Raw genomic sequence first — 25,730 nt, forward strand, 5'->3', positions numbered from 1 at the left:
TGTTACCCGTGGTGCCATGACAGTCGCGTTTCGCCCCAGACCCAGCGTGGTCCGGCGGGATTCGGGACTGTACGGCTACGAGCGGGCTCTCGGCCGCCGCGGGCTCGGTCCCGTGGCGGGGGTCGACGAGGCCGGCCGAGGCGCCTGTGCCGGGCCGCTGGTGGTCGCCGCCGTGGTGCTGGGCGGCCGGATCGACGGCCTGGACGATTCCAAGCTGCTCACGGCCTCCCGGCGTGAGTCGCTGTACGAGCAGATCACGGCGACCGCGCAGGCGGTGAGCGTGGTGGTGATCCCGCCGGGTGAGATCGACACCCGAGGGCTGCACAGATCCAACATCGGAGGAATGCGCAGGGCGGTGGCGCGACTATCCTGTCACCCCGGCTACGTTCTGACCGATGGGTTTCCCGTTCCCGGCCTGCCCGCACCGTCGCTGGGCGTGTGGAAGGGGGATCAGGTCGCGGCCTGCATCGCCGCGGCCTCGATCGTGGCCAAGGTGACGCGGGACGAGATGATGGTGGCGCTGCACGAACGCCATCCCCGGTACGGATTCGCCGTGCACAAGGGGTATGGCACCGCCGACCATCGCAGGGCTCTCAGAACCTACGGTCCGTGTCCGGATCACCGCTTCTCGTTCTCGACGGTGGCGCGGTCAGGAGCGGGCGAGGTGATGGGTGAGAATGAAGTGGGGGCCGGTGCCGTCTGATCGGGCGGGCCGGGGTGGGCGTTTAACAGGAGGACCGGTATGAGCGCAGAGGATCTCGAAAAGTACGAAGCCGAGATGGAGCTGCAGCTTTACCGTGAGTACCGCGACGTTGTCGGCCTTTTCACCTATGTCGTGGAGACCGAGCGGCGCTTCTATCTCACCAATTCCGTCGATCTTGACGTGCGCACCGCCGAGAACGGTGACGTGTTCTTCGACGTGAAGATGCAGGACGCCTGGGTCTGGGACATGTACCGCCCGGCGAGGTTCGTCAAGAACGTCCGTGTGGTGACCTTCAAGGACGTGAACGTCGAGGAGCTCGCCAAGCCCGACCTGGAGATGCCAAAGGAGGGTTTCTCCTCCTGAGCGGCTTTCCTCGACGGCCTTGAGGGTGTTCGCCCACGGACGGGTCGAGGACCCAAGGGGCCCTGAGGACAGGTGAGGGCAGATCTGAGCGGCCTGAGGCACTGTACGTGACCGAGCGGACGCGGGAGGTTGTCCACAGGCGTGCGCGCTGCCTGGCCGGTTTTCCACAGATCCGCATTCGGTTCCTCGGCGGTGCGGTGAGCTGAGCGAAGGTCTGGAACCGGAGGTGGTTCCATGGCCGCGAAGGACGAGCTCGGCAAACACGGCGAACAGCTCGCCGTCGACTATCTGCTCGCACACGACCTGCAGATTCTGGATCGCAACTGGCGGTGCCCCGACGGGGAGATCGACGTCGTCGCCCGAGAAGGGAACACGCTCGTCGCGGTGGAGGTGAAGACCCGCTCGGGTCGCAGTCACGGCACCGCCTTCGAGGCGGTCACGGACGCGAAGATCTCCCGCCTGCGCAGACTCGCGGCCAGATGGCTCGCCGAGTGTGAGGACCGGTGCCGGTTCGACGCGATCCGCGTCGATGTCGTCGCCCTGGAGCGGTTCGCCGGGGATTTCGTCGTCCGCCACGAGCGGGGGGTGTGCTGATGCCTCCCCGACTCTCAGGGGCTCTGGGGGCTCCCGGCCTGTCATGGATCGTTCGCTCCCCTCAGGGGGTGAGGTGAGTGGCCGTCGCGCGCACGCGCTGTGTGGCCCTGGTCGGGGTGACCGGCCGTCTCGTCGAGGTCGAGGCCGATGTCGGCAGCGGTGTGGCGGGTCTGCACCTCATCGGGATGCTCGACACCGCGCTGAGCGAGGCCCGCGACCGGGTCCGTTCCGCGCTGGTCAACAGCCGATACGCCTGGCCCGACTCCCGGATCACGGTGAGCCTGTTCCCCGCCAGCCTGCCCAAACGCGGAAGCCTGTTCGATGTCGCGATCGCGATGGCCCTGCTCGCGGCGGCGGGGTTCGTGCCCGCCGCCAGGGTCGCCGAGCCGTTCTTCCTGGGCGAGCTGGGCCTGGACGGCTCGATCAGGCCGGTGCGGGGCGTGCTCCCCGCCGTGCTGGCGGCCGTCGCCGCCGGTGCCCGCACCGTCGTCGTCCCGGCTCGTAACGCCGCCGAGGCCGGTCTCGTGCCGGGGGTGACCGTGGTTCCGGCGACCACGCTGAGCGCGCTGGTGAGCTGGTTGCGGGCCGAGGGGCCGGTAGGGGGCCTCCCGCCCGGTTCTGGAGGAGCCGGTTCTGGTGGGGGAGGTGGGGCCGGTGCTGCAGATCGCGATTCGAGGGCCGCGTGTCCTCTCCCGCCGGGACTTCCCGGCGAGGTGGGCCCCGGAGACGCCTGTGGTGCGGGGGAGGAGCCCGGTGACGCCCCCGATCTGGGAGACGTCGCCGGGCAACCTCTCGCCCGTCGCGCGCTGGAGATCTGCGCCGCCGGCGGGCACAACCTCTGGATGCTCGGTCCTCCGGGGACGGGCAAGACCATGCTCGCCGAGCGGTTGCCGACTCTGCTCCCCATCCTGGAGCGGGACCAGGCTCTGGAGGTGAGCGCGATCCACTCGGTCGCCGGTGTGCTGCCCAGGGACCGTCCCCTGCTGGTCCGCCCGCCGTTCGTGGCGCCCCACCACACCGCGACCGTCGCGTCCGTCATCGGCGGGGGCAGCGGGATGATCCGCCCGGGAGCCGTCTCGCTGGCTCATCGGGGGGTGCTCTTCCTGGACGAGGCCCCAGAGTTCTCGACGACCGTTCTCGACGCGCTCAGACAGCCGCTCGAATCGGGGCAGGTGACGGTCTCCAGGGCGCTGGCGACGGTGACCTTCCCCGCCAGGTTCGTGCTGGTGCTGGCGGCCAACAGGTGCCCGTGCGCGCGGCCCTCCACCCCGAACGACCCGTGCGCGTGCGCTCCCGCGGCCCGCCGCCGCTATCTCGCCCGGCTCTCCGGTCCGCTGCTCGACCGGGTGGACATCAAGGTCGGCCTGTTCCGTTCGACCAGGCGCGAGCTTCTCGCCGACCGCCGGTTCATCGAGTCGAGCCGGGTGGTGGCCGAGCGGGTGCTGCTCGCGCGTGAGCGGGCCGCCAAGCGGTTCGCGAACACGCCGTGGCGCTGCAACGCGGAGGTGCCCGCCCGTGCCCTCCATACCGAATACCGGCCACCGGCCGTGGCGATGTCCCCGCTGCTCGGGCATCTCGACAGCGGCCGGTTGAGTGCCCGGGGCCTCGACCGGATCCTCAGGGTGGCCTGGACCCTCGCCGATCTCGCGGGCAAGGATCGGCCGGAGCTCCACGAGACCCAGTCCGCGCTCGGGCTCTGGCTGGGGGAGGAACGATGAGCGACAGACTGGCACGGCTCACCCTGATGCGCCTGGCCGAGCCGGGCGACACCGTGATGGGCGCCCTCGTGGCCCTACGCGGCCCCGAGGCCGCCGTCGCCCTGATCCGCGAGGGCGCCGCGGACGCGGATCTCACCCGATGGTTCGCCGACACCCACGGCCGCCCGGCCGGAAACCCCGGTCCACCGGTTGGAGACTCCGGCTCGCCGGTCGGAGATCTTGGTGCATCGGCTGGAAACCTCGGTTTTGGAGATCTCGGTCCATCGGCTGGAGAGCCTGGCTCGGCTTTTGGAGGCTCCGGTTTTGGAGGCCCCTGCTCACCGGCTGGAAACCTCGGCTCGCCGGGTGGGGGCACCGGCCTACCGGTTGGGAGGTTCGACCCGTCCGGTGGTATCCCGTCCGGTGGCCGCTTCGAAGGCGAGCGCCCTGAAGCGGGTGACGGCCCGGGGGCGGTGCGGGATGGGCGGCTCGCGGCCAGGATCGACAGGATGGTCGCCTCCTGGGCGGCCAGGCTGAGGACGGCCGACCCTGAGCGAGACCTGGCCGAGGGGGAGCGGATAGGGGCGAGGCTGGTGGTTCCCGGCGATTCCGAGTGGCCGACCCAGCTGGACGACCTGGGAGACTCCCGGCCCCACGCTCTCTGGCTCCACGGTGAGGCCGACCTGCGGTTCTCCTGCCTCAGATCCGTCGCGGTCGTCGGTTCCCGAGCCGCCACGCCGTATGGCGCGCACGTGGCGGCGGAGCTTGGGGCGGGGCTGAGCGAGAGAAGATGGGGGGTCGTCTCCGGCGGTGCCCACGGCATCGACGGGGCCGCCCACCGGGGTGCCCTCGCCGGTGAGGGGCCGACCGTCGCCGTGCTCGCCTGCGGCGCCGACGTCGCCTATCCCAGCGCGCACCAGCAGTTGTTCGCCGCCATCCGGTCGCAGGGGGTGCTGGTCAGCGAGTGCCCCATGGGCGCGCACCCGACCAGGCCGAGGTTTCTCATCAGAAACCGCCTCATCGCGGCCCTGACCAGGGGCACCGTGGTCGTCGAGGCGGCCGTGCGAAGCGGGGCACTCAACACCGCCGGACACGCGATCGCGCTCAACCGTCATCTGGCCGCGATGCCGGGCCCGGTGACCTCGGAGTTCTCCGCGGGGTGTCATCGGCTGATCCGCCAGGGCAGGGCCACCTGCGTCACCGGTCCCGAAGAGATGATCGAGCTCGTCGGAACGATGGGCACCGACCTGGCCCCGGAGCCGCGCGGCCCGGTGCTTCCCCGAGATCGGCTCGACCCTGAGAGCCGGAAGGTCGTCGAAGTCATGCCCACCCGGGTCGGTGTGGGCCCCGCGACGATAGCCGTCGCCGCGGGCGTCGACCTGGAGACCGTGCTCTCCTGCCTCGGAGGTCTGGCCGCCGCGGGTTACGTCGAACGCGTCTCCCGGGGCTGGCGCCTCCGCCCCGACCGCCCTCCCGGCGGATGAAGTCCCCTTCTCGGTGGGGTCATAGGGGCGGGGTGGGCCACACGGGAAGCAGACGGACCTGGCCGTGGCCGAGGAGGAGTAGCGGGTCGAGATAGGCGCGGTCACGGAGCAGGCCCCAGTGCAGGCAGGTGGCGGGGCAGTGCCCAGGGGCGTCCTGAAGGGTGCCGATCACCTCGCCGACGGCCACCGCCTGCCCGCGCCGCACCGAGGGCTGGACGGGCAGGTAGGTGGTCCGCAGGCCACCGGGGTGGAGCACGGTCACCACGCCCCGGTCCGCGAGCGGCCCGGCGTAACCGACCGTTCCCGCTCCCGCGGCGCGCACCTCGGCTCCGGGGGACGCGGAGAGGTCGGTGCCCCGATGACCGGCCAGCCACGGTTGGGCGGGTGGCGCGAAGCCCCTGAGCACCCGTGGCCGTCCGCTGAGCGGCCATTCCCAGAGGAAGGATTCCGAAGGAGAGGACCCTCCGGCAGGGGGAGCGGATTTCCTGGCACGGGATCCCCCTGGAGCCATGGAAGAGGACTCCCCGGAAGGGGAGGTGGCGTGTGCTTCAGCGGGGGGTGTCGTCCCCGCGTGGCCGTGCGCGGCCGTGAGGGCGGTCGCGGGGGTGCTCATGGGGGCCGCCGTGCCATATGCGCGGCCGGTCGCGCCTACGGGGTGCGCGAGGGAGGTCACGCGGTGGGCGCCCGCCGGTGTGGCCAGGACCAGTGAGCACAGCAGGGCTCGCAGCCCCACCGTGTGGACGGTCTTCATGTCGGCAAGCATGAAGACCCGTGATGCGGCGGAGATGGACCGAACAGGATTCTGTGGACAGTGGACGGTAGACGTGGCCAAGCCGGGAGGCGTGGCTGAGGATGGGGGAGAGGATGGCCCAGGACGTCGTGAGAGCGGGGATCGCGTGGTCGAAGAGCGTATTCGCGAGCTGGCGGCGGAGGTGGGCGTCGAGTTGCCGCCGGTGCGGGTGAGCGGGGACGATCCGGTACTGCCCTCCGTCTTCCGCGTGGGCACCGCCGCCGCCGTCGCCGTCGGGGCGGCGGCCGCGCTCAGGGGAGGCGGAAGCCAGGCCGCCGTGGACGTGCGGGAGGCGGCGATCGCCTTTCTGGACGAGCGCCACTTCAGGATCGACGGAGCCGCTGTGGATCCGTGGGCGCCCCTTTCCGGTGACTACCGCGCCGCCGACGGCTGGGTTCGGCTGCACTGCAACTTCGACCATCATCGTGACGCGGCCCTCGCGGCGCTTGGGTTGCCCGAGGGTGCGGACGGGGACGCCGTCGAACGCGCCTGCGCGAGCCGGGGCGCCGTTGAGGTCGAGGAGGCGGTGACGGCCGAGGGAGGGTGCGCCGCGGCCATGCGCGACCGCACCGGGTGGCGTGGGCATCCGCAGTCACGGGCGGTCGCCGCGTCGCCGCTGGTCCACCTGACCCGGGTCGGCGCCTCCGGCGGCGCGAGGACCGACGCCTCGAAAGGCGGGGGAGGGCGGGCGCTCGACGGGGTGCGGGTGCTCGACCTGACCAGGGTGATCGCCGGACCGGTGGCGACCCGCACTTTGGCCGCTCACGGTGCCCAGGTGCTCCGGGTGGGTGCCGGGCACCTTCCCGAGGTGCCGGGGCTGGTGGTCGGCACCGCGTTCGGCAAGCGGTCCTGCCATCTCGACCTGAGGACTCCGGCCGGGAGCGCCGCATTGCGCGACCTGGTGGCGGGGGCCGATGTGCTCGTGCAGTCCTACCGTCCCGGGGCTCTCGAGGCACTGGGGTTCGGCCCCCGGAGGCTGGCGGAGATCAGGCCGGGGATCGTGTGCGTCGACGTCTCGGCGTACGGGGGTCAAGGGCCGTGGGCGGGCAGGCGCGGGTTCGACAGTCTGGTGCAGATGGCGTGCGGCATCGCTCACGAGGGCGGCGACGGTGCGCGGCCCCGCCCGCTGCCCGCCCAGGTCCTCGACCACGCCACCGGCTACCTGGCCGCCTTCGGCGCGATGGCCGCACTGCTCCGCCGATCAGCCGAGGGAGGATCCTGGCGGGTGGAGCTCTCCCTGGCCGGGACCGCGCGATGGCTGGACGGCCTTGGCCGGGTCGACGGAGCGGCCACGCCGGAGCCCGATGTCACCGGCGTGATCGAGGAGATGGACAGCGCCTTCGGTCGTCTGACCTATCTCCGGGCGCCCGGAACGATCGACGGTATGTCGCCGTACTGGTCGAGCCCGCCTCCGGAGAGGGGCGAGCACCCGCCCACCTGGTGGTGAGGTCTTCCGAGAGCTCTGGAAGGCGAGTCCGGGGGAGTGCGAGGTCATCGGGTTCGGGGGGCGGAGGGGTGGCGCAGCGGGGAGAGCCAGATCCACGCGGCCGCGGTCAGCACCCCGGCCGCGGAGATCCAGAACACCGGGCGCAGTCCGAGCAGTTCACCGGAGAGGCCGCCCGCGAGACCGCCGAGGGTGAGGACCCCCTGGATCATGAAGGCCTGCGTGGCGTTGACCCGGCCGCGCAGTTCGGCGGGGGTCTCGCGCAGGGTGATGGCGCCCATGCAGACGGCGAAGGCCACGACGGCCACGCCGGAGATCACCGCGCTGACGGCCAGGAGAAGGAAGCTGCGCCACACCGGTCCTGAGGTGAGCGCGACGATCATGAAGTCGACGGGGAAGAGCAGCACGGAGCAGGCCAGTATGCGGTTCTCGCCGTACCGTCCGGTCAGGCGCGAGACGACGGCCGCGCCGAGCAGGCCGCCGACGCCGAAGAAGGCGGTGATGGCGCCGACCAGCCCTCCGGCCAGGCCGAGCTCGTTGAGCGCGTAGATCACGAACAGTGCCATGTAGGCGCTGCCGAAGAAGTTGATCGTGATACCGGCGCCGCAGAGCGCGCGGAGCGTCGGGTGCCCGGCCACTGTGGCCAGGCCCTCGCGGATCTCGGTCCACATGCCGCGCCGGGGAGCGGGAGTGTGGTTCTCCGGCGCCTTGATCGATCTGATCAGGAACGCCGAGGCCAGGAACGACACCGCGTCGACCAGGAGCGCGAACGGTGCCGTGATCAGCTGGACGAGCAGTCCGGCGAGACCGGGTCCGGCGACGGTCGCCACGGCGAAGGCCGACTGGAAGCCCGCGAGGGCTTCGGTCCGCTGACTCTCGTGAACCACCGTGACCAGGTGCGGGAAGTTGACCGCCCGGAAGATCACCGAGCAGGTGCCGACGACGAACGCTACCGCGATCAGCCACGGCACGCTCAGCGACCCGGTGATCCAGGCCGCGGGGATCGTGGCCATGGCGACGGCCGAGACCGTGTCACAGGCGACCATGACCGGCCGGTGCCGCCGCAGCCGGTCGGCGAGGGCACCCGCCTGGAGACCGATCAGCAGGTAGGGCAGGGAGGACGCGGCGGTGAGCATGCCCATCTGGGCCGGGGACGCGCCGAGCAGGACGGCGGCGGTCAGTGGCACCGCGAGCCGGGAGATCTCCGTGCCGGTCTCGGTGACGGCACGGGCGGAGAGCAGGAGCCGGTAGTCGCGTTGTTTCCGCAGGGGCCCCGGCTCGGTCGCGGAGGCCTCGGGAGCGATGGGGGGTGAGGAGGGTTCGGGGGGCGTGGGGATGGCGGAGTCCTCGGAGTCCTCGGGGGCCACGGGGGTGGTGGGAGTCACGGGGACCCGCCCTCTTCAGGTCTCCGAAGATTTTGAAAGGAACGCTTCATAACTGTGAAGATAACCCTTCATAGTTATGAAGGCAATGTTTCACATATGGAGTGGGTACGGTCTGCACATGACCGAGGCATCGACGCGCAAGTCCCTCACCGATCCCACCGCGATGCGCGCGCTGGCGCACCCCGCGCGGCTCGCGATCCTGAACCGGCTCCAGGCCGAGGGGCCCTGCACCGCGACCGAGGTCGCCGAGGTCGTCGGGATCACCCCCAGCGCGGCCAGCTACCACCTGCGCATGCTCGCCAAGTACGGCTTCGTCGAGGACGCGCCCGTGCGCGACGACGGCCGCGGTGACGGCAGGGAGCGCCTGTGGCGCTCCAGCGCCACGGGCTTCAGCGTCAGCCCTGATCCGGACGACGGTCCGGACGTGCGTGGCGCCAAGGAGTTCCTGATCAAGGCGTTTCGGGAGCAGGCGGCGGACGAGGCGAGCAGGGCGCTGGAGAATCTTGAGCGGGAGTCGCGTGAGTGGCGCGAGGCCGCTCTGTTCAGCCGCGCCCTCCTGCTGGTCGACGCCGAGGAGTTGAAGGCGCTGAACGAGCGGATCGAGAAGCTGCTCGCCCCCTACAAGACCACCGTCAGGGACCGAATGGACGCCCCGCCCGGGGCTCGGGTCTCCGAGGCACAGGTCAGCCTCTTCCCCCGGGCCCGGCGCCGACCGCACGGCCTTCCACGCGACGCGTAAGGGGTGCTTGACGCCCCAAGGTCGGGAAGAGGCGCGGTTACGGGTACACTTTTTGGTGGCCTGTGAGTCATGGGCCGACTTCGCATGCCCCGTCAAGAACCGGGATCCCTCGGTCCGGGCGAAAGCCCGGCTGGATCCGGTTCGGGGCATCAGGGCGACAGCCGAGGGCTGTCGCGTCCAACCGAGAACAGCGCCCAGAGATGGGTGCCCCGATCTGGAGGACGATCAATGTCCACCCCCGTCGTCACCATGCGACAGCTGCTGGAAAGCGGCGTTCACTTCGGCCACCAGACCCGTCGCTGGAACCCGAAGATGAAGCGCTTCATCTTCACCGAGCGCAACGGCATCTACATCATCGACCTCCAGAAGTCGCTGGCCTTCATCGACAGGGCCTACGACTTCGTCAAGGAGACCGTCGCGCACGGCGGCACGATCATGTTCATCGGCACGAAGAAGCAGGCCCAGGAGGCCATCGCCGAGCAGGCGGCCCGTGTCGGCATGCCGTATGTCAACCAGCGCTGGCTGGGCGGCATGCTCACCAACTTCTCCACCGTGCACAAGAGGCTCCAGCGCCTGAAGGAGCTGGAGGAGCTCGACTTCGACAACGTGGCCGCCTCGGGGCTCACGAAGAAGGAGCTCCTCATGCGCCGCCGCGAGAAGGAGAAGCTTGAGCGCACCCTCGGCGGCATCCGGGACATGTCCCGGATCCCGAGCGCCGTGTGGGTCGTCGACACCAAGAAGGAGCACATCGGGATCAGCGAGGCTCGCAAGCTTCACATCCCGGTCGTGGCCATTCTCGACACCAACTGTGACCCCGACGAGGTCGACTACCCGATCCCGGGTAACGACGACGCGATCCGCGCCGTCGGTCTGCTGACCCGCGTCGTCGCCGACGCCGTCGCCGCCGGTCTCATGGCCCGCGCCGGCGCCAACCGTGGCGGGGACGACAAGCCGGCCGTCGCCGGTGGCGCCGAGCCGCTGGCCGAGTGGGAGCAGGAGCTGCTCGCGGGCGGTGCCGACAGCGCTCCGGCCGCCGAGGCCGAGACCGCCGAAGCCCCCGCCGAGGCTGCGGAGGCTCCCGCCGAGACCGCCGAGGCTCCCGCTGAGGCTGCGGAGGCTCCGGCCGCCGAGGTCGCGGAGGCTCCGGCCGCCGAGGCCGAGTCCACCGAGAAGCAGGCCTAGGTCACTTCCGTACGGCTCGTTTGGCCGTACGACCCGCAAGACCCTTCCGGGTGGGTGCCGCTCAGTTGGGGCACCCACCCGATCCACGACGATTCCCACGAGGAAAAGACAATGGCTTCCGTGAACATGGCCGACGTCAAGCGGCTTCGTGAGCTGACCGCCGCCGGCATGATGGACTGCAAGAAGGCTCTCGAGTCGTCCGAGGGCGACTTCGACCGCGCGGTCGAGATCCTCCGCCTCAAGGGCGCCAAGGACGTCGGCAAGCGTGAGGCCCGCACCGCCTCCAACGGCCTGGTCGCCCTGAAGCAGGAGGGCGACTCCGCCGCCGCGCTGCTCGAGCTCAACTGCGAGACCGACTTCGTCGCCAAGGGCGAGCGTTTCCAGGAGCTCGCGGCCCAGGTGGTCGACCACATCCTGGCCACCAAGCCGTCCGACGTGCCCGCGCTGCTCGACTCCGAGCTCTCCGGCAAGAGCGTCAAGACGCACCTCGACGAGGCCAACGCCGCGCTCGGCGAGAAGATCGAGATCCGCAGGTTCGCCGTGCTTGAGGGCGGTTTCATCGGCGCCTACATGCACAAGACCGACCCCCAGCTCCCCCCGGCGGTCGGCGTGCTCGTGCAGCTCGACTCCTCGAACGGTGACGTCGCCAAGGACATCGCGCAGCACGCCGCGGCGATGGCCCCGAAGTACCTCAGCCCCGCCGAGGTCCCGGCCGACGTCATCGAGAAGGAGCGCGCGCTCTTCGAGGAGATGACCCGCGAGGAGGGCAAGCCCGAGGCCGCCATCGGCAAGATCGTTGATGGCCGGGTCAACGGCTGGTACAAGGACTTCACTCTCCTTGAGCAGTCCTTCGTCAAGGACAACAAGAAGTCGGTCGCGAAGTTCGCGGACGAGAACGGCGTCAAGGTCCAGGCCTTCGTCCGCTTCAAGGTCGGCCAGGCCTGATCCCTGACATCCGCTCTTCAGGCAGAGCATCAAACGAGGAGGCCGCCGCCGTGCAGGAGAACACAGGACCCGCTACGCCGGCGGTTTCTTCGTACTCGGATCCGCTTCGCTGGAAGCGGGTGATGTTGAAGCTGTCCGGGGAGGCGTTCGCCGGCGGTGAGCCGCTGGGCATAGACCCGGGCGTCGTGAGCCACCTCGCGGACTCGATCGCCGAGGCCGTCCGCGGCGGTGTGCAGGTCTCGGTCGTCGTGGGCGGCGGCAACATGTTCCGGGGCGCCACCCTGTCCGAGCGTGGCATGGACCGCGCGAGGGCCGACTACATGGGCATGCTCGGCACGGTCATCAACTGTCTGGCCCTCCAGGACTTCCTGGAGAAGCGGGGGATCGACACCCGCGTCCAGACGGCGATCACCATGCAGCAGGTCGCGGAGCCGTTCCTGCCCCGCCGTGCCATCCGCCACCTGGAGAAGGGCCGCGTGGTCATCTTCGGGGCAGGGCTCGGCTCGCCGTTCTTCTCCACCGACACCTGCGCCGCGCAGCGAGCGCTGGAGATCGGCGCCGAGGCGCTGCTCAAGGGGACCCAGGTGGACGGCGTCTACGATGCCGACCCCCGTAAGAACCCTGACGCCGTCCGGTTCGACCATCTCGAATACGGTGAGGTGCTGACCCGTGGTCTCGGGGTCATGGACGCCACCGCCATCAGCCTGTGCATGGACAACAACCTTCCCATCGTGGTCTTCGACCTCATGGGTGAGGGCAACATCATGCGGGCGGTACGCGGTGAGAAGATCGGCACGCTGGTGAGCCCGGCACGGTGACGAGCCGGCATGGTGCCAGGACCGGCACGGTGACGAGCCGGTAGCGCAAGAAGCGAGCCCGACGTAGCTGGTGGAGTGGGACGCGAGGTGGAAGCGTCCCGTGAAGCGAGCGAGGAGTGGTGAGCGACCAGAGGACAGGAAGCGGGCCCGACGTAGCCGGCGGAGTGGGACGCGAGGTGGAAGCGTTCCGTGAAGCGAGCGAGGAGGGGCACGTGACCGAGAAGACAGGGTGCGAACCTGACGTAGCGAGCTGAGCGGTACGCCATTGTGGTGGTCCGGTGGACCTCCGGCGTGATGGCCTCCCGCGGAGTGCGTGAGGATGGGGAGTGACCGAGAAGACAGGGAGCCGCTGTGATCGACGAAACCCTCCTCGAAGCCGAGGAAAAGATGGACAAGGCTGTGTCGGTGGCGAAGGACGACTTCGCGGGCATCCGCACGGGTCGGGTCACCCCGTCGATGTTCAACAAGATCAGCGCTGAGTACTACGGGACACCCACCCCCATTCAGCAACTCGCCTCGTTCCACGTGCCCGAGGCGCGCATGGTCATCATCCAGCCTTTCGACAAGAGCTCGATGGCCGCGATCGAGAAGGCGATCCGCAACTCGGACCTCGGTGTGAACCCCGGTAACGACGGAGCGGTGATCCGCGTGGCCTTCCCCGAACTGTCGGAGGAGCGCCGCAGGGAGTACATCAAGGTCGCCAGGAACAAGGCGGAGCACTCCAAGGTCTCCATTCGCAACATCCGGCGCAGCGCCAAGGAGACCCTGGACAAGATGATCAAGGACGGCGAGGCCGGTGAGGACGAGGTGCGCCGGGCGGAGAAGGAGCTCGACGACCTCACCCAGAAGCATGTCGCCAAGATCGACGAGCTGCTCAAGCACAAGGAAGCCGAGCTGCTCGAGGTTTGAGCCATGATCCTTGTCCCGCGCGGGCTGTCCGTGCGGGACAAGGATTTTGTGTAGGTATGAAAGTAGGACCCCCTGTGGAACCCGTGGCGGGCAATAGCCGTACCGGCCGTAATCTCCCCGTCGCGGCGGCGGTGGGGCTCGCCCTGGCGGCGATCATCATCGCCTCCCTCTACTTCGTGAAGGTGCTCTTCCTCGCCGTGGTGGTCGCCGCGGTGGGTATCGGAGTGACGGAGCTGGTCCGCTCGTTCGAGGCCAGAGGCATCAAGGTCCCCCTCGTCCCGGTGCTGGTAGGCATGGCCGCGATGCTGGCCGCGGCCTACTGGGGCGGAGATCTGACCGGTTCGGCCTGGGGCGGGACCGCCTGGCTGGTCGGCGTCTTCGCGATGACCGTGCTCGGGCTGATGATCTGGCGGATGTTCCTGGGCACGGAGAACTACGTCCGCGACACCGCCGCGACCATCCTGGTCGTCGTCTATCCCTCCCTGCTCGTCGGGTTCGTGGCGCTGTTGCTCGCCAACCCCGACCAGGGCCCCGACCGGGTGGTCGTCTTCATCGCCACCACCGCCGCGAGCGATATCGGCGGATATTTCGCCGGAATCACCCTGGGTAAGCACAAGATGGCCCCGGTGATCAGCCCGAAGAAGACCTGGGAGGGCTTCGCGGGGTCGGCGCTGGCCTGCATGGCGGTGGGCGGCTGGCTGGTGGCGTGGCTGCTGGAGGCCGACATCTGGAAGGGCGTCCTGATCGGCGCGGTCGTGGTGATCTTCGCCACGCTCGGTGACCTGATCGAGTCGGTGATCAAGCGAGATCTCGGCGTCAAGGACATGGGCAGTGTGCTTCCCGGCCACGGCGGCATGATGGACCGCCTCGACTCCCTCGTCGCCACGCTGATCCCGGTCTGGGTGCTGCTCACCCTGCTGATCTGAGCCCGCCCCGGTCCGAGGCCGCCCGTGACATCCCGCCCGGGTGCGGTGCGGTCGTCACCCGTACGAGTCAGGGAGGGCGTCGATCATCCCGCCCTGGTGAGCCGGGTCGCGGACAGGCGCGGCAGCACCGCCCGGTAGCCCTCGGCCGAGACCAGACCCAGCTCGTCCGGGGTGATCGGGACGAGCCAGAGCCACTGGACGGAGTCGCCGCCGAAGGAGAAACCCGACAGGTCGGGCAGTCCCGGCAGCCCGGTCAGCATCATCACGCCGCCGTAGGCGGAGCCGAGCGGGAAGGTCTCAGGGCGGTGATACCACCTGGCGGTGTGGCCGTGCCCCAGCCAGGTGACCGAGTGCCACGGATACTGCCCCAGCCACAGGAACAGCCGGGCCGCGTCGCGGGCGTCACCGGGGGAGGCGACGGCGAGCTCCACCCGGGCGTACGCGTCCGGACGGTCGATGTACTGCTCGACGGTGGGCATCCGCTGGCAGCTCATCCCGACCGTGGACAGGATCGTGTGCTCCCTGCCACGTTCCGGCGGGCGTTCCGTGATGCCCACCGCGGGCATCCGCTCGCCCCCCGCGTCCCAGAACCTGCCCGCGGTGCCGACCTTGCGATCCAGGTGACCCATCACGAACTGCTGGAACGAGGCCCAGGCTCCGTCTCCGCCACGCCACTCCCAGTAGGCGCGCGCCTTGGAGATCCGAGGGGCCAGGCCGTCGTGGGCATCCTCCAGCGACCAGGCGAACGGGGACTCGCCCAGAGCGTCACGGGAGTAGCCGGGCATTCCCCGGCGCATGTCCGCCCATCCAGGAATGACCGCGAGCAGCTCGTCGTTCTCGTACAGGGCGACGCCGTCGCCCTCCTCGAACCACAGCGATCGCAGCGCGCCCAGAGGTCCTCTGCCGCCGGGGTGACGGGTGTTCGCCCTGGGGGCGACCGGTGGCAGTTCGGCCTCCAGACGGTCCTGGTCGATTCCGTCCGGGGCCGGGCCGTGGTTGGCCAGCCAGACGGCTCCGTGCACCGTCCCTCCCGGCCCGCACAGGTAAGCTACCGAGGAAGTCTCGTCACGTTCGACCACCAGGGTGCGGCTTCCGTAGGGATTGATGTCGGTAAGCACGACCTCGACGCCGTCTCCCCGCTCTCCTGCGGGGCCCATGGGGCGGTTTGTCGCCATACCTCCGGACTCTAGATCACTGTCGGGCACCGCTTCGAGCAATCGCGTAACCGTTGAGAGAAGGCGTTGGACTTGTCGACCGTCAGCCCGTCCGGGACCCCCGCTCCCGGCCAGCTCACCTTCGTGGCGCCGCGCCGGGCCAAGCCCGCCCGCCACCTGGCCGACCTGACCATGGCCGAGCGCCGCGCGGTCGTCGCCGAGCTGGGTGAGAAGCCGTTCCGTGCCGACCAGCTCTCCCGGCACTACTTCGAGAAGCTCAACGGCGATCCCGAGCTGATGACGGACCTTCCGGCCGCGGCGCGGGAGAAGTTCGCCACCGCGCTGTTCCCCAAGCTGCTCACCTCGGTCAGGGAGATGACCACCGACGCCGGCACCACCCGTAAGACGCTGTGGCGGCTCTTCGACGGTGCGTTGGTCGAGTCGGTCCTCATGCGCTACAGCGACCGTACGACGATGTGCGTGTCGTCGCAGGCCGGATGCGGCATGAACTGCCCGTTCTGTGCCACGGGCCAGGCGGGCCTGACCCGCAACATGACCACCGCCGAGATCGTCGAGCAGGTCGTCGCCGGGGCTCGCGCGCTCGCGGCCGGTGACGTCCCGGGCGGTCCGGGACGGGTCAGCAACGTGGTCTTCATGGGCATGGGCGAGCCGCTGGCCAACTACAAGGCCGTGATCGGCGCCGTGCGCCGTATGGTCGAGCCCGCTCCCGACGGCCTGGGCATCTCCGCCAGGGGCGTCACCGTCTCCACGGTCGGCCTGGTCCCGGCGATCGGCAAGCTCGCGGCCGAGGGCCTGCCGGTGACGCTCGCGCTCTCGCTGCACGCCCCCGACGACGAGCTCCGCGACACCCTGGTGCCGATCAACACCCGCTGGAAGGTCGCGGAGGTCCTCGACGCGGCCTGGGACTACGCGGCCAGGACCAAGCGCCGGGTCTCCATCGAGTACGCGCTGATCAAGGACATCAACGACCAGGAGTGGCGCGCCGACCTGCTCGGCAAGCTGATCAAGAACAAGCTGGTGCACGTCAACCTGATCCCGCTCAACCCGACCCCGGGTTCCAAGTGGACCGCCTCCCGCCCGGAGGACGAGCGGGCCTTCGTCAGGCGCCTGGAGTACCACGGTGTGCCGGTGACGGTCCGTGACACCCGAGGCCGCGAGATCGACGGTGCCTGCGGCCAGCTCGCCGCCGCGGAGTAGCGCGGAGTAGTAGCCCTCACCGTACGGCTGTGCCCCGAGGCCCCGATCGCCGCAGGGGCACCACCCAGTCCTCACGCCCCGCGCCGCCTCGGGGGACCCACCCAGCCGCCCCGCGCCGCATCGCCACCTCGGGGCACAGCACCCAGCCGCCCCACGCCCTGCGCCGCATCGCCGACCGGCCAGGTGTGGCCGGTCGGCGATCTCCACCTGTGCGGAACGGCGACCAATCCGTCACCGAATCAGCGACGAAACTCTCAGCGACCAAGCGACCATCCTGTCAGCGAGATGGCGGCCAATCTTTCAGCAACCCAGCGGCCATTCTGTCACTGAGCCTCGGGCTATGACATGCTTGCTCGCCATCAAGGAGCAGGTGGACACCGATCCGAGGCCGGGGCGATACCTGCTGACCGGGTCGGCGCGCGTACTCGGGCTTCGCGGGCTTCCCGACGCGCTGCCCGGCCGGATGGAGACCATCGAACTGTGGCCCTTCTCGCAGGGAGAGATCGACGGTACGGCCGACGGATTCGTGGACGCGGTCTTCGCGGGACCCGACGACCTTCACCACACCTCCGAGGTCAGCCGTGCCGAGTACGCGGAACGGCTGGTCCGAGGTGGGTTTCCCGAAGCGGTGTCGCGCAACAACATCCGTAGACGGGAGCGATTCCTCGACTCCTACGTCGCGGACCTCGTCGCACGCGATGTGAGTCAGCTGGCGGAGATCGAACGGACGGCGGAGATGCGAGCTCTGGTTCGGTTGCTGGCCGCCAGATCGGGACAGCTGCTGGTTTCCGGGTCCTTGAGCAAGGACGTCGAGCTCTCCACGAGCACGATTCATCGCTATCTCGGCCTGTTGGAAGAGGTCTTCCTGATCAAGCGGATCCCCGCCTGGTCACGCAACCTCGGCAGCCGTGCGACCGGAACCCCCAAGATGGCGTTCGTTGATTCCGGGATCGCGGCCAACCTCCTGGGCGCCGACTCCAGGAGTTTGGTGCGTCCGGAAGGTGCTTTCGGCCCACTTCTGGAGGGCTTCGTCCTGATGGAGCTGGCTCGCCAGATCACCTGGTCCGACGAACGTGTGGAGCTGTTCCACTACCGGACCAAGGACAAGGTAGAGGTCGACGCCGTGCTGGAGAATCGCCAGGGACGGGTGGTCGGCATAGAGGTGAAGGCGTCCTCGACGGTGCGACCGGATGACTTCAAGGGACTGCGGCACCTGGCGGCCCGCCTCGGCGACGACTTCGCGGTGGGAATCGTCCTCTACACGGGGACGCAGACGCTCCCGTTCGGCGACCGCATGCGCGCCATGCCGGTGAGTGCCCTCTGGGAGGTCGCGGCCCCGCGTAATTGACCGCATGGTCGCCGGGCATGGCATCGGTGTCGACGGCACGTGTCGTCAAGGCTGCTTCTCCAGCCGTCTCTCCTCTTCCAGGCTGCGGGCCGGCTTCATGGCGGTCGCCCCGCACCGAACATCGCACAGGCCATGCTCAACGTTGACATATTGGTACGCCGTAGGGGATACCACCGTCTCCGGCGCCTTCGGTGATGATCCGGATCCGTCTGCAGCGAGCCATCTTCCTGTGGCGCCGGCGTGGCGCATGCTGGGGCAGTTGATCGACTGGTTGAACGGCGGGCCGCTGCCGGAGTGGGTGCCCCCGCTGCCGGGCCGACAGCCCGTGGAGGGTGACGTCGCGTATCTGCCGACCGCGGTTCTCTGTCAGGACTACAACCTCCAGGTGCGTAACTACGCGGAGTACGCCGCACTCATCCGTGTCTCCAACCGCTCGCACCCGACACGGGGTATCACCCGTACCCGATCGACGACCTGCCGATCTGCATGAACTACCCAACCACCAACGCGCCGCACGCGCTGCGGTACACGGGCGACGCGCCGCTGCTGCTCGGGAATTCCCTGCACGATCCGGCCACCCCGTGGATATGGTCCGCCAACGCGGCACGTCAGCTCGGGCCGAAGGCAGTGTTGCTCACATACGAGGGTTGGGGGCACCGCATCTACGGCAAGGACAAGTGTCAGACGGACATCTTCGACGAGTACTTGATCTCTCTGAAGGTGCCGCCGCGCGGCACGCGCTGCGCCGTGGGCACCCCCGAGGAGAGTGTGCTCAGACAGCAGGCGCCGTCCCAGACGTGGCCGACCGGTCCGAACCACTGGACGGCCGGCCCGGTCGCGGCCTCATCCGCCTTCTGATTCCGGAGGCGGTCCTCCGCCCGGGCGGTTCATCCGGGTGAGGTCTGTGTAGCTGTCGAGTGGGTGGGTGTCGTTGGACCACGGTGAGTCCGGTGGTTCGACGACACCCACCCTTGTGTGTCGCAGACCGGTGGCGGGCTTCGAAATCGACGTCTGACGGCCGTGGTTCCGTCATCGATCGGTCGCATCCGCGACCCCGTTCAGGGGTTCAGACGGCGTAGGCGTGTGTACAGCAGGAGGCTCGCGGCGGTCCAGAAGAGGGTGGCGGCGGAGATGGGGAGCAGGACCTCCCCGAGCAGGCCGGCGTTGGCGGCGCGCATCCAGGGCATGATCGGCACCGCGAGGTGGCCCGCGGGGGTGAGGCTGATCAGCAGCAGGGCGAGATAGCCGCCGAAGAGGGCGAGCATCGAGACGGCCGGGGAGGCGAGGATCGGGCGGCTGGTGAGGGCGCCCAGGGCCGTTCCCGCGCTCACGCCGAGCACGTGCAGCGCGATGCCGCTCGCCAGGTCGGCGGGGGCGGGCATGGCGGCGAAGCCGTGGAGCAGCGGCAGCCCGACCGCGATCGCCGCCATGCCGAGGTTGACGGTGAGCGCGGCGAGCAGCCCGGCTCCGATCTCGCGGCCGGGACGCCCGGCGGCCGTCATGGAGATGAGCCGCTGCGTCGGGGGTTCGGTGTCGAGCAGCCCTCGGGCGGCCCAGGCGAAGACGAGGATCAGCAAACCGGCCGAGTCCGCGTACGCGGGCAGCTCCTTGCCCGGCGGGGCGAGCGTCGAGTAGAAGACGGACAGCATCGCGAAGAGCCCGATCGTCGGCTGGAGCAGCCGGTGTGACCGGGCGTAGGCGGAGAGCTTGAAGCGTACGAGGTGGATCACGATGACCGCCTGGTGAGGTAGCCGTCGGCGCGGAGCTTCTGTTCCACCTCGTCGGCGTCGCCCGCGTCCACGAGCACCTCGATCACCACCTGCGGAGACGAGCTTTCCGAGGGGGATCGAGGGGGCGGCGAGTGCTCCTTCGAGGTGTCCGGGGAGGGGCTGGTTTCCGGGGTGTCTCGCGGAGCGGGGGTGGGAGGTGTTGAGGTGGTGGGAAGTGCCGCGGAGTCGCGGGCGCCGACGGTGACGTCGCCGTTCACGACGAGCCAGTGATCGGCGCCGGGGAAGTGCTGAAGTTGGTTCTGGTGGTCGCTGACCACGACCGTACCGCCGCGTGCGGCGATTTCTTCGATGATCACAGGGAGTTCGGTACGGGTCTGCTCGTCGAGTCCGGCGAAGGGCTCGTCCAGGATCAGCAGGTCCGGCGGGGCGAGCAGCGACTGGATGAGCCCGATTTTCTGTGCGCTGCCCTTGGACAGGTCGCCGAGCGGTTGGTCCAGCAGGTGGGCCGCGTTCAGTCGCTCCGCCAGGTCCCCGGCCGCGGCGGCGGAGGAGGAGAGCCCTCGAATCCTGGACATGTGGACGAGGTAGGCGGCGACGGTGAACGGCTGGTCTGAGGGGAACACGTCGGGGGCGTAGCCGACGACCTTGGGCCGGTCGGCGATCGAGCCTCGGGACGGGGGGACGAATCCCGCCATCAGCCGCAGCAGCGTCGATTTTCCGGCGCCGTTGCGGCCGGTGACCTCGATGACGGAACCGGGACGGAGTGTGAGCTCGACGTCCCGCAGGATCCAGGGGCCGCGCCGCGAGTATCGAAAGGACACTGTGGAGAGCCGCATGAACCGCAACATTACCGGTGATCATGCCGGAATTCGCCGTTGATCGCCGACCATGATGCGATCTGCCCCCTGGAAGCGGGCTCGACCTGATAAATAAACAAATAAGAGGATCTCCAGGAAGCCTCGTTCGGTGAGTCACCCGACCCACCACGCTCGATTTCTCCCCTCGGAAGGGATGCACGGACAGAAATCCAGTCGGGGAGAGGCGAAAGGATGCGGGTTTGAACCGCTTTCCACGGGTTCTTGGGATTCGCAGGGGATACGACATGGCTCAGGTGGACCGGCTGGTCCGCCGGATCGAGGGCACCCTCGGCAGGGCCACCCCGGAGGGGGAGCCGATCACCGCGGACGAGATCCGTGGCGCTCGTCTCCGCACCAGGCGCGGCGGTTACCACGAGCTCGCCGTCGACTTCGCGCTTGAGGCCTTCATCGTGGCGGTCGAGACCCGGTCCACAGAAACAGGCGGACGCCCGATCGTCCCCGCCCGTAACACCGCGCCCGCGGAGCCGGAGCGGAAAGACCGGGAGGACCAGGGGGAGTGGGAGGGCCACGCCGCCCGGGTGGAGCGGGTCGCCTTCAGGTCAGGCCGCCTCGGCATGGGCTACGACGAGGACGAGGTGGACGCCTTCCTCGACCGTGCCGTGGCCACCCTGCGTGGCACCACCGACACGCCCCTCACCCCCGAGGGCGTGCGCGAGGCCAGGTTCACCACGGTGATACTGCGGCCCGGGTACGCGATCGGTGAGGTCGACGAGTTTCTCGCCGATCTCGCGGGAGCCCTGGAGAGCCGCGTCAGCCGATGACGACATCCCTTCAGGTTTTCCCGGTCTCTCCTGGTTCGCCGCCATACGGCGGGGGAGTGCGTGGGGCCTCGTCAGCGGGTGCCCCAGGAGTAGGTTTGCTTGTGAAGCTTGAGATAGACGAAGGTCTCGGTGGCCCTGACGGTCGGGATGGCCCGGATCTTGCCGAGGATCTCCAGAAGATGCTGGTCGCTCTCGCAGACGACCTCGACCATGATGTCGAGCGACCCCGCGGTGAGCACCACGTAGTCGATCTCCCTGATGGCGGACAGCTCGTCGGCCACCGTCTCCAGGTCGCCCTCGCATTTGATACCGATCATGGCCTGACGGGGGAAGCCCAGGGTGAGCGGGTCGGTCACCGCGACGATCTGCATGACTCCGGCGTCGAGCAGGCGCTGCACCCGCTGGCGTACGGCGGCCTCGGAGAGCCCCACGGCCTTGCCGATCGCGGCGTACGGCTTGCGCCCGTCCGTCTGCAGTTGCTCGATGATCTGCTTGGAGATCTCGTCGAGGACGACGGGGCCGGGCCTGGCGTCGTTTTCGCGGCGAACCTTGGGCGGCGTCGTCATGGGCGCTCCCTGGCGTCATGTTGCGGGGCTGTTGCCGTCATGTTGCGGCTCCGATGCGACATGCTGTCAGTTCCGGCGCCTCTGTCAAGCGATTTCGTAGCAATTTGGTATCTTAACAACGAAATCCCTTGTCGTAGGACTCTCGCTCTGTAAGAGTCGCGACAACTCAGCCCCGATCCATAGGAGGCCGACGGTGACCACCCCGGTTGAGACCAACGAACTCCCCCGCCTGCGGAACTACATCGACGGCGAGCTCGTGGAGGGCAGGAGCGGCCGGTTCTCCGACGTCATCGATCCGTGCACCGGCGAGATCTACCTTAAGGCCCCCGTCTCGGGCACCGAGGACATCGACGCGGCGTACGCCGCGGCCGCCGCCGCGTTCGAGTCGTGGAGCCAGGCCACCCCGGGCGAGCGCGCCAACCTCCTTCTCAAGGTGGCCGACGCGATCGACGCGAGGGCCGAGGAGCTGAACGAGGCCGAGTGCCGCAACACCGGCAAGCCGCGCGCCCGCATGGCCGAGGACGAGACCCCGATCGCCTCCGACCACTTCCGCTTCTTCGCGGGGGCCGCGCGCACGCTGGAGGGCCCGACGTCCGGCGAGTTCCTCGCCGACCACACCTCCGTCATCAGGCATGAGCCGATCGGCGTGGTGGGCCAGGTCACCCCCTGGAACTACCCGATGATGATGGCGGTCTGGAAGATCGCCCCGGCGCTCGCCGCCGGCAACACCGTGGTGCTCAAGCCCTCCGACACCACCCCCGTCTCCACGGTCAAGCTGGCCGAGATCATCGGAGACGTCCTGCCCAAGGGTGTCTTCAACGTCGTCGTCGGCGACCGGGAGACCGGCGCGCTGGTCGTCGGTCACCCGACCGCCTCGATGGTCGCGATCACCGGTTCCGTCGGCGCGGGAATGGCCGTGGCCAGGAGCGCCGCGGAAGACCTCAAGCGGGTCCACCTGGAGCTGGGCGGCAAGGCGCCCGTCATCGTGTTCGACGACGTCAAGGACCTCAAGTCCGCCGCGGAGTCCATCGCCACCGCGGGCCTGTACAACGCGGGGCAGGACTGCACCGCGGCCTGCCGCGTGCTGGTCCACGAGGACGTCCACGACGAGTTCGTGGCCGCGCTCACCGAGGCGGCGGCGAGCACCGTGACCGGCGACCTCTCCGAGGAAAGCGCCCTGTACGGCCCGCTCAACAACGCCGACCAGCTGGCCCGCGTCACCGGCTTCATCGACCGGGCCCCCGGCCACGCCAAGGTCCTGACCGGCGGGAACCGGATCGGCGACCGCGGTTACTTCTTCGCCCCCACCATCGTCGACGGCCTCAGGCAGGACGACGAGATGGTGCAGAACGAGGTGTTCGGGCCGGTCATCACCGTCCAGACCTTCACCGACGAGGCCGACGCGGTCGCCAAGGCCAACGGCGTCAAATACGGCCTGTCCGGCTCGGTGTGGACCTCCGACCACGGCCGGGCGATGAGGGTGTCGAACCGTCTCGACTTCGGCGTGGTATGGGTCAACACTCACATACCGTTCGTCTCGGAGATGCCGCACGGAGGCTTCAAGCACTCCGGTTACGGCAAGGACCTGTCCGTTTTCGGCCTGCACGACTACCTGCGCGTCAAGCACGTCATGCACTACATCGGCGAATAGCCGCGAACAGAGGGATAAGCCTGGCATGACCGAAATTCAGGCGAGCACGGAGACGGCCGACGCCGTCTCCCACTCGTCCCACGTGCCCGCGATCGAACTCGACGGGGTCGTCAAGGAGTACGTCTCCCACGGCGAGGTCGTCCAGGCGGTCAAGGGTGTCACCCTGTCGATCGCCGAGGGGGAGTTCTTCTCCCTCCTCGGCCCCTCGGGCTGTGGCAAGACCACCACCATGCGCATGATCGCCGGGTTCGAGGATCCCTCGCGTGGCACCGTACGGCTGCACGGCCAGGACGTCACCGACGTCCCCCCCAACCGGCGCGACGTCAACATGGTCTTCCAGTCCTACGCCCTCTTCCCGCACATGAACGTCTGGGAGAACGTCGCGTTCGGCCTCAGGCGCAAGAAGGTCGCCGAGGCCGAGATCAAGCGCCGGGTCGGCGAGATCCTGGAGATCGTCGACCTCACCGGGCGCGAGAAACGCCGCCCCAGGGAGATGTCCGGAGGCCAGCAGCAGCGGGTCGCCCTCGCCCGCGCCCTGGTGAACAACCCCCGCGCCCTCCTGCTGGACGAGCCCCTCGGCGCCCTCGACCTCAAGCTCCGCCAGGCCATGCAGATCGAGCTCAAGCGCATCCAGCGAGAGGTCGGCATCACCTTCGTGTACGTCACTCACGACCAGAGCGAGGCGCTCACGATGAGTGACCGCATCGCCGTCATGAACGACGGCACGGTCGAGCAGCTCGGCAGCCCCAGAGAGATCTACGAGCGGCCCGCGACCGCCTTCGTAGCAGGGTTCATCGGCACGTCCAACCTGCTCAGCGGCACTGTCGACCGGTTCCAGTCAGGTTTTGCGGTGCTTAAGCTGGGTGAGGACGACCATGTCCTCACCCAGGGCGGATCGTTCGGAGCCGGGGAGCCGATCGCGATCACGGTACGCCCGGAGAAGATCAGGATAACCACGGAGGAGCAACCCGTCGGAGACCTCAGCGTCGTGCGCGGCACCGTCTCAGAGGTGGTGTACCTGGGGCTCTACACCAGTTACACGGTCTGCCTGGCACACGGCGAAGAGGTGACCGTCTTCCAGCAGAACGCACTGGACAGCGCGAGTACGGCGGAGCGTGGAGACGCCGTCTGGCTGTCGTGGCTGCCGCACCACTCGTACGCGATCGGAAGTTGAGCTCGATATGGACCCCCGCACGAACCCCGCCTTTCTGCGAGGCATGACGCAGAGCCGCTCCGTCACTCGCCGTGACGCCCTTCGTCTGGGCGGTATGTCGGCCGCCGGCCTCGCCCTCGCCGCCTGCGGTGTGCAGGGCAAGAAGGTGGAGGCCGTTCCCCAGAAGGACGCCCTCGCCGAATACTGGGGCTCCAAGCAGAAGAACGGCACGCTGCGCTTCGCCAACTGGCCGCTCTACATCGACAAGGACGGCAAGCGGTACCCCTCGCTGGAGCTGTTCACCGCCGACACCGGCATCAAGGTGGAGTACCAGGAGGCGATCCAGGACAACAGCACGTTCTTCGGCAAGATCCAGCCGCTGCTCGCCGCCAACAACGACATCGGCTACGACCTGATGATCATCACCAACGGCCTCCAGCTGAGCAAGGCCCTCGCGCTGGGCTATCTCGTCCCCCTCGATCACTCCAAGCTGCCGAACTTCGCGGCGAACGCGAGCTCCGCGGTGAAGAACCCCACCTGGGACCCGAACAACGCCCACACGATCCCGTGGACGGTCGGCGTGACCGGCATCGCCTACAACCCCAAGTACGTGGACGAGGTCAAGAGCATCCACGACCTCTGGAACCCCAAGTACAAGGGCAAGGTCGGCATGATGCTCGACACCCAGGAGGTCGCCAACTTCAGCATGTTCGCCCTGGGCATCGACCCCGACAAGTCGACCGAGGCCGACTGGAAGAAAGCGGGGGAGAAGCTCAAGGAGCAGCGCGACGCGGGCCTGGTGCGCAAGTACTACGAGAACGACTACGTCGACGCCCTCGCCAGGGGCGACATCTGGATCACCATGGCCTGGTCGGGCGACATCTTCCAGCAGGTCGCCGAGGGCAAGGACCTGAAGTTCGTGGTGCCCGAGGAGGGCGGCACGATCTGGACCGACAACATGTGCATCCCGAAGACCGCGCAGAACCCGGTCGACGCGCTCACCTACATGGACTACGTCTACCAGCCCAAGATCGCCACGATGCTGGTCGAGTACATCAACTTCATCACCCCGGTCTCCTCCGCGAAGGATCTCGTCCTCGCCGACGCGGCCAAGGCGACGGGGGAGGAGAAGAAGACGCTGGAGCAGATCGCCGAGAGCCCGCTGATCTTCCCCTCGGAGGGGGACATGGCCAAGCTGCGGTCGTACAAGACGCTCAACTCCGCGGATGAGAAGATCTTCGAGGACATCTTCCAACCCGTCACGCAGGGCTAGGCGAATGAGAGAGCGAATC

The 25,730-nt window shown here is 68.8% G+C and carries 26 protein-coding genes; 20 read left to right on the forward strand and 6 right to left on the reverse strand.

Going from position 1 to position 25,730, the window contains the following annotated elements:
• Positions 1-16: 16 nt before the first annotated feature.
• The 5 genes from ACIBH4_RS19490 (at position 17) to dprA (ending at position 4,841) form a co-directional block, all read left to right on the forward strand.
• Positions 17-703 (forward strand): ribonuclease HII, encoded by a 687-nt coding sequence (locus ACIBH4_RS19490; protein WP_362768101.1) that lies wholly within the window; start codon positions 17-19, stop codon positions 701-703.
• Positions 704-742: 39 nt separating this feature from the next.
• Positions 743-1,066: a DUF2469 domain-containing protein gene (locus ACIBH4_RS19495; RefSeq protein WP_350948689.1), complete on the forward strand. Its 324-nt coding sequence runs from the start codon at positions 743-745 to the stop codon at positions 1,064-1,066.
• 234 nt (positions 1,067-1,300) lie between these two features.
• Positions 1,301-1,660 carry a YraN family protein gene (locus tag ACIBH4_RS19500; RefSeq protein ID WP_362504992.1) on the forward strand — a complete coding sequence of 120 codons (360 nt, stop codon included), beginning with the start codon at positions 1,301-1,303 and terminating at the stop codon, positions 1,658-1,660.
• A 77-nt stretch (positions 1,661-1,737) separates the two neighbouring features.
• The gene (locus ACIBH4_RS19505) at positions 1,738-3,378 is read left to right on the forward strand and encodes a YifB family Mg chelatase-like AAA ATPase (protein WP_362768104.1); all 1,641 of its coding nucleotides are present in this window, start codon (positions 1,738-1,740) and stop codon (positions 3,376-3,378) included.
• On the forward strand, positions 3,375-4,841 hold the full coding sequence (dprA, locus tag ACIBH4_RS19510; protein ID WP_362504998.1) for a DNA-processing protein DprA: 1,467 nt from the start codon (positions 3,375-3,377) through the stop codon (positions 4,839-4,841). The genes ACIBH4_RS19505 and dprA overlap by 4 nt, the downstream gene beginning before the upstream one ends.
• A 19-nt stretch (positions 4,842-4,860) precedes the next feature.
• On the opposite strand, the gene ACIBH4_RS19515 is transcribed toward dprA, so the two are convergent.
• Complete coding sequence (locus tag ACIBH4_RS19515) at positions 4,861-5,592, reverse strand: M23 family metallopeptidase (RefSeq protein WP_362505001.1); 732 nt, start codon at positions 5,590-5,592, stop codon at positions 4,861-4,863.
• A 145-nt stretch (positions 5,593-5,737) separates the two neighbouring features.
• On the opposite strand from ACIBH4_RS19515, the gene ACIBH4_RS19520 reads away from it, so the two are divergent.
• Positions 5,738-7,078, forward strand: coding sequence for a CoA transferase (locus tag ACIBH4_RS19520; RefSeq protein ID WP_362768107.1), 1,341 nt, complete (start codon positions 5,738-5,740; stop codon positions 7,076-7,078).
• 44 nt (positions 7,079-7,122) lie between these two features.
• On the opposite strand, the gene ACIBH4_RS19525 is transcribed toward ACIBH4_RS19520, so the two are convergent.
• Positions 7,123-8,460, reverse strand: coding sequence for an MFS transporter (locus tag ACIBH4_RS19525; protein WP_362505007.1), 1,338 nt, complete (start codon positions 8,458-8,460; stop codon positions 7,123-7,125).
• 118 nt (positions 8,461-8,578) lie between these two features.
• On the opposite strand from ACIBH4_RS19525, the gene ACIBH4_RS19530 reads away from it, so the two are divergent.
• The 6 genes from ACIBH4_RS19530 to ACIBH4_RS19555 all read left to right on the forward strand — a co-directional run bounded on the left by ACIBH4_RS19530 (position 8,579) and on the right by ACIBH4_RS19555 (position 13,979).
• Positions 8,579-9,199 carry a helix-turn-helix domain-containing protein gene (locus ACIBH4_RS19530; RefSeq protein WP_362505010.1) on the forward strand — a complete coding sequence of 207 codons (621 nt, stop codon included), beginning with the start codon at positions 8,579-8,581 and terminating at the stop codon, positions 9,197-9,199.
• A 228-nt stretch (positions 9,200-9,427) separates the two neighbouring features.
• A complete protein-coding gene (gene rpsB, locus ACIBH4_RS19535) occupies positions 9,428-10,381 on the forward strand; it encodes a 30S ribosomal protein S2 (protein WP_362505013.1) in 954 nt (317 codons plus the stop codon).
• Positions 10,382-10,492: 111 nt separating this feature from the next.
• Entirely contained in the window at positions 10,493-11,326 is an 834-nt protein-coding gene (gene tsf, locus ACIBH4_RS19540) for a translation elongation factor Ts (protein WP_362505016.1), read from the forward strand.
• A 50-nt stretch (positions 11,327-11,376) separates the two neighbouring features.
• Positions 11,377-12,144, forward strand: coding sequence for a UMP kinase (gene pyrH, locus ACIBH4_RS19545; RefSeq protein WP_386201145.1), 768 nt, complete (start codon positions 11,377-11,379; stop codon positions 12,142-12,144).
• A gap of 351 nt (positions 12,145-12,495) precedes the next feature.
• Complete coding sequence (gene frr, locus ACIBH4_RS19550; RefSeq protein WP_362505019.1) at positions 12,496-13,053, forward strand: ribosome recycling factor; 558 nt, start codon at positions 12,496-12,498, stop codon at positions 13,051-13,053.
• 56 nt (positions 13,054-13,109) lie between these two features.
• Positions 13,110-13,979 carry a phosphatidate cytidylyltransferase gene (locus ACIBH4_RS19555; RefSeq protein WP_399172517.1) on the forward strand — a complete coding sequence of 290 codons (870 nt, stop codon included), beginning with the start codon at positions 13,110-13,112 and terminating at the stop codon, positions 13,977-13,979.
• 83 nt (positions 13,980-14,062) lie between these two features.
• Here ACIBH4_RS19555 and ACIBH4_RS19560 read toward each other — a convergent pair whose 3' ends face one another.
• Positions 14,063-15,154: a suppressor of fused domain protein gene (locus tag ACIBH4_RS19560; RefSeq protein WP_362505025.1), complete on the reverse strand. Its 1,092-nt coding sequence runs from the start codon at positions 15,152-15,154 to the stop codon at positions 14,063-14,065.
• Between the two features lie 72 nt (positions 15,155-15,226).
• Here ACIBH4_RS19560 and rlmN point away from each other — a divergent pair, with 72 nt between their 5' ends.
• The 4 genes from rlmN (at position 15,227) to ACIBH4_RS19580 (ending at position 18,557) form a co-directional block, all read left to right on the forward strand.
• On the forward strand, positions 15,227-16,351 hold the full coding sequence (rlmN, locus tag ACIBH4_RS19565; protein WP_362505028.1) for a 23S rRNA (adenine(2503)-C(2))-methyltransferase RlmN: 1,125 nt from the start codon (positions 15,227-15,229) through the stop codon (positions 16,349-16,351).
• Between the two features lie 340 nt (positions 16,352-16,691).
• The gene (locus tag ACIBH4_RS19570) at positions 16,692-17,699 is read left to right on the forward strand and encodes an ATP-binding protein (RefSeq protein ID WP_362768113.1); all 1,008 of its coding nucleotides are present in this window, start codon (positions 16,692-16,694) and stop codon (positions 17,697-17,699) included.
• Between the two features lie 259 nt (positions 17,700-17,958).
• Entirely contained in the window at positions 17,959-18,189 is a 231-nt protein-coding gene (locus ACIBH4_RS19575; protein ID WP_362768116.1) for a hypothetical protein, read from the forward strand.
• Positions 18,186-18,557 carry an alpha/beta hydrolase gene (locus tag ACIBH4_RS19580; protein ID WP_362768119.1) on the forward strand — a complete coding sequence of 124 codons (372 nt, stop codon included), beginning with the start codon at positions 18,186-18,188 and terminating at the stop codon, positions 18,555-18,557. The genes ACIBH4_RS19575 and ACIBH4_RS19580 overlap by 4 nt, the downstream gene beginning before the upstream one ends.
• A gap of 200 nt (positions 18,558-18,757) precedes the next feature.
• Here ACIBH4_RS19580 and ACIBH4_RS19585 read toward each other — a convergent pair whose 3' ends face one another.
• Both ACIBH4_RS19585 and ACIBH4_RS19590 read right to left on the reverse strand, forming a co-directional pair.
• Positions 18,758-19,429, reverse strand: coding sequence for a hypothetical protein (locus ACIBH4_RS19585; RefSeq protein WP_362505037.1), 672 nt, complete (start codon positions 19,427-19,429; stop codon positions 18,758-18,760).
• Positions 19,426-20,265, reverse strand: coding sequence for an ATP-binding cassette domain-containing protein (locus ACIBH4_RS19590; RefSeq protein ID WP_362505040.1), 840 nt, complete (start codon positions 20,263-20,265; stop codon positions 19,426-19,428). The genes ACIBH4_RS19585 and ACIBH4_RS19590 overlap by 4 nt, the downstream gene beginning before the upstream one ends.
• A 221-nt stretch (positions 20,266-20,486) precedes the next feature.
• On the opposite strand from ACIBH4_RS19590, the gene ACIBH4_RS19595 reads away from it, so the two are divergent.
• Positions 20,487-21,068 carry a DivIVA domain-containing protein gene (locus ACIBH4_RS19595; RefSeq protein WP_362505043.1) on the forward strand — a complete coding sequence of 194 codons (582 nt, stop codon included), beginning with the start codon at positions 20,487-20,489 and terminating at the stop codon, positions 21,066-21,068.
• Positions 21,069-21,139: 71 nt separating this feature from the next.
• On the opposite strand, the gene ACIBH4_RS19600 is transcribed toward ACIBH4_RS19595, so the two are convergent.
• A complete protein-coding gene (locus ACIBH4_RS19600; RefSeq protein ID WP_329091340.1) occupies positions 21,140-21,634 on the reverse strand; it encodes an Lrp/AsnC family transcriptional regulator in 495 nt (164 codons plus the stop codon).
• A gap of 193 nt (positions 21,635-21,827) precedes the next feature.
• Between ACIBH4_RS19600 and ACIBH4_RS19605 the strand changes: the two genes are divergently transcribed.
• Genes ACIBH4_RS19605 through ACIBH4_RS19615 form a run of 3 tightly spaced genes read left to right on the forward strand, consistent with a single transcriptional unit; the run spans position 21,828 to position 25,711 of the window.
• Positions 21,828-23,285: a gamma-aminobutyraldehyde dehydrogenase gene (locus ACIBH4_RS19605; RefSeq protein WP_362505046.1), complete on the forward strand. Its 1,458-nt coding sequence runs from the start codon at positions 21,828-21,830 to the stop codon at positions 23,283-23,285.
• Between the two features lie 25 nt (positions 23,286-23,310).
• Positions 23,311-24,459: an ABC transporter ATP-binding protein gene (locus ACIBH4_RS19610; RefSeq protein ID WP_362768122.1), complete on the forward strand. Its 1,149-nt coding sequence runs from the start codon at positions 23,311-23,313 to the stop codon at positions 24,457-24,459.
• Between the two features lie 43 nt (positions 24,460-24,502).
• Positions 24,503-25,711 carry a spermidine/putrescine ABC transporter substrate-binding protein gene (locus ACIBH4_RS19615; protein ID WP_362768125.1) on the forward strand — a complete coding sequence of 403 codons (1,209 nt, stop codon included), beginning with the start codon at positions 24,503-24,505 and terminating at the stop codon, positions 25,709-25,711.
• Positions 25,712-25,730 lie beyond the last annotated feature (19 nt).

The organism is Streptosporangium sp. NPDC050284 (assembly GCF_044459525.1).
In the GTDB taxonomy this organism is placed as follows: Bacteria; Actinomycetota; Actinomycetes; order Streptosporangiales; family Streptosporangiaceae; genus Streptosporangium.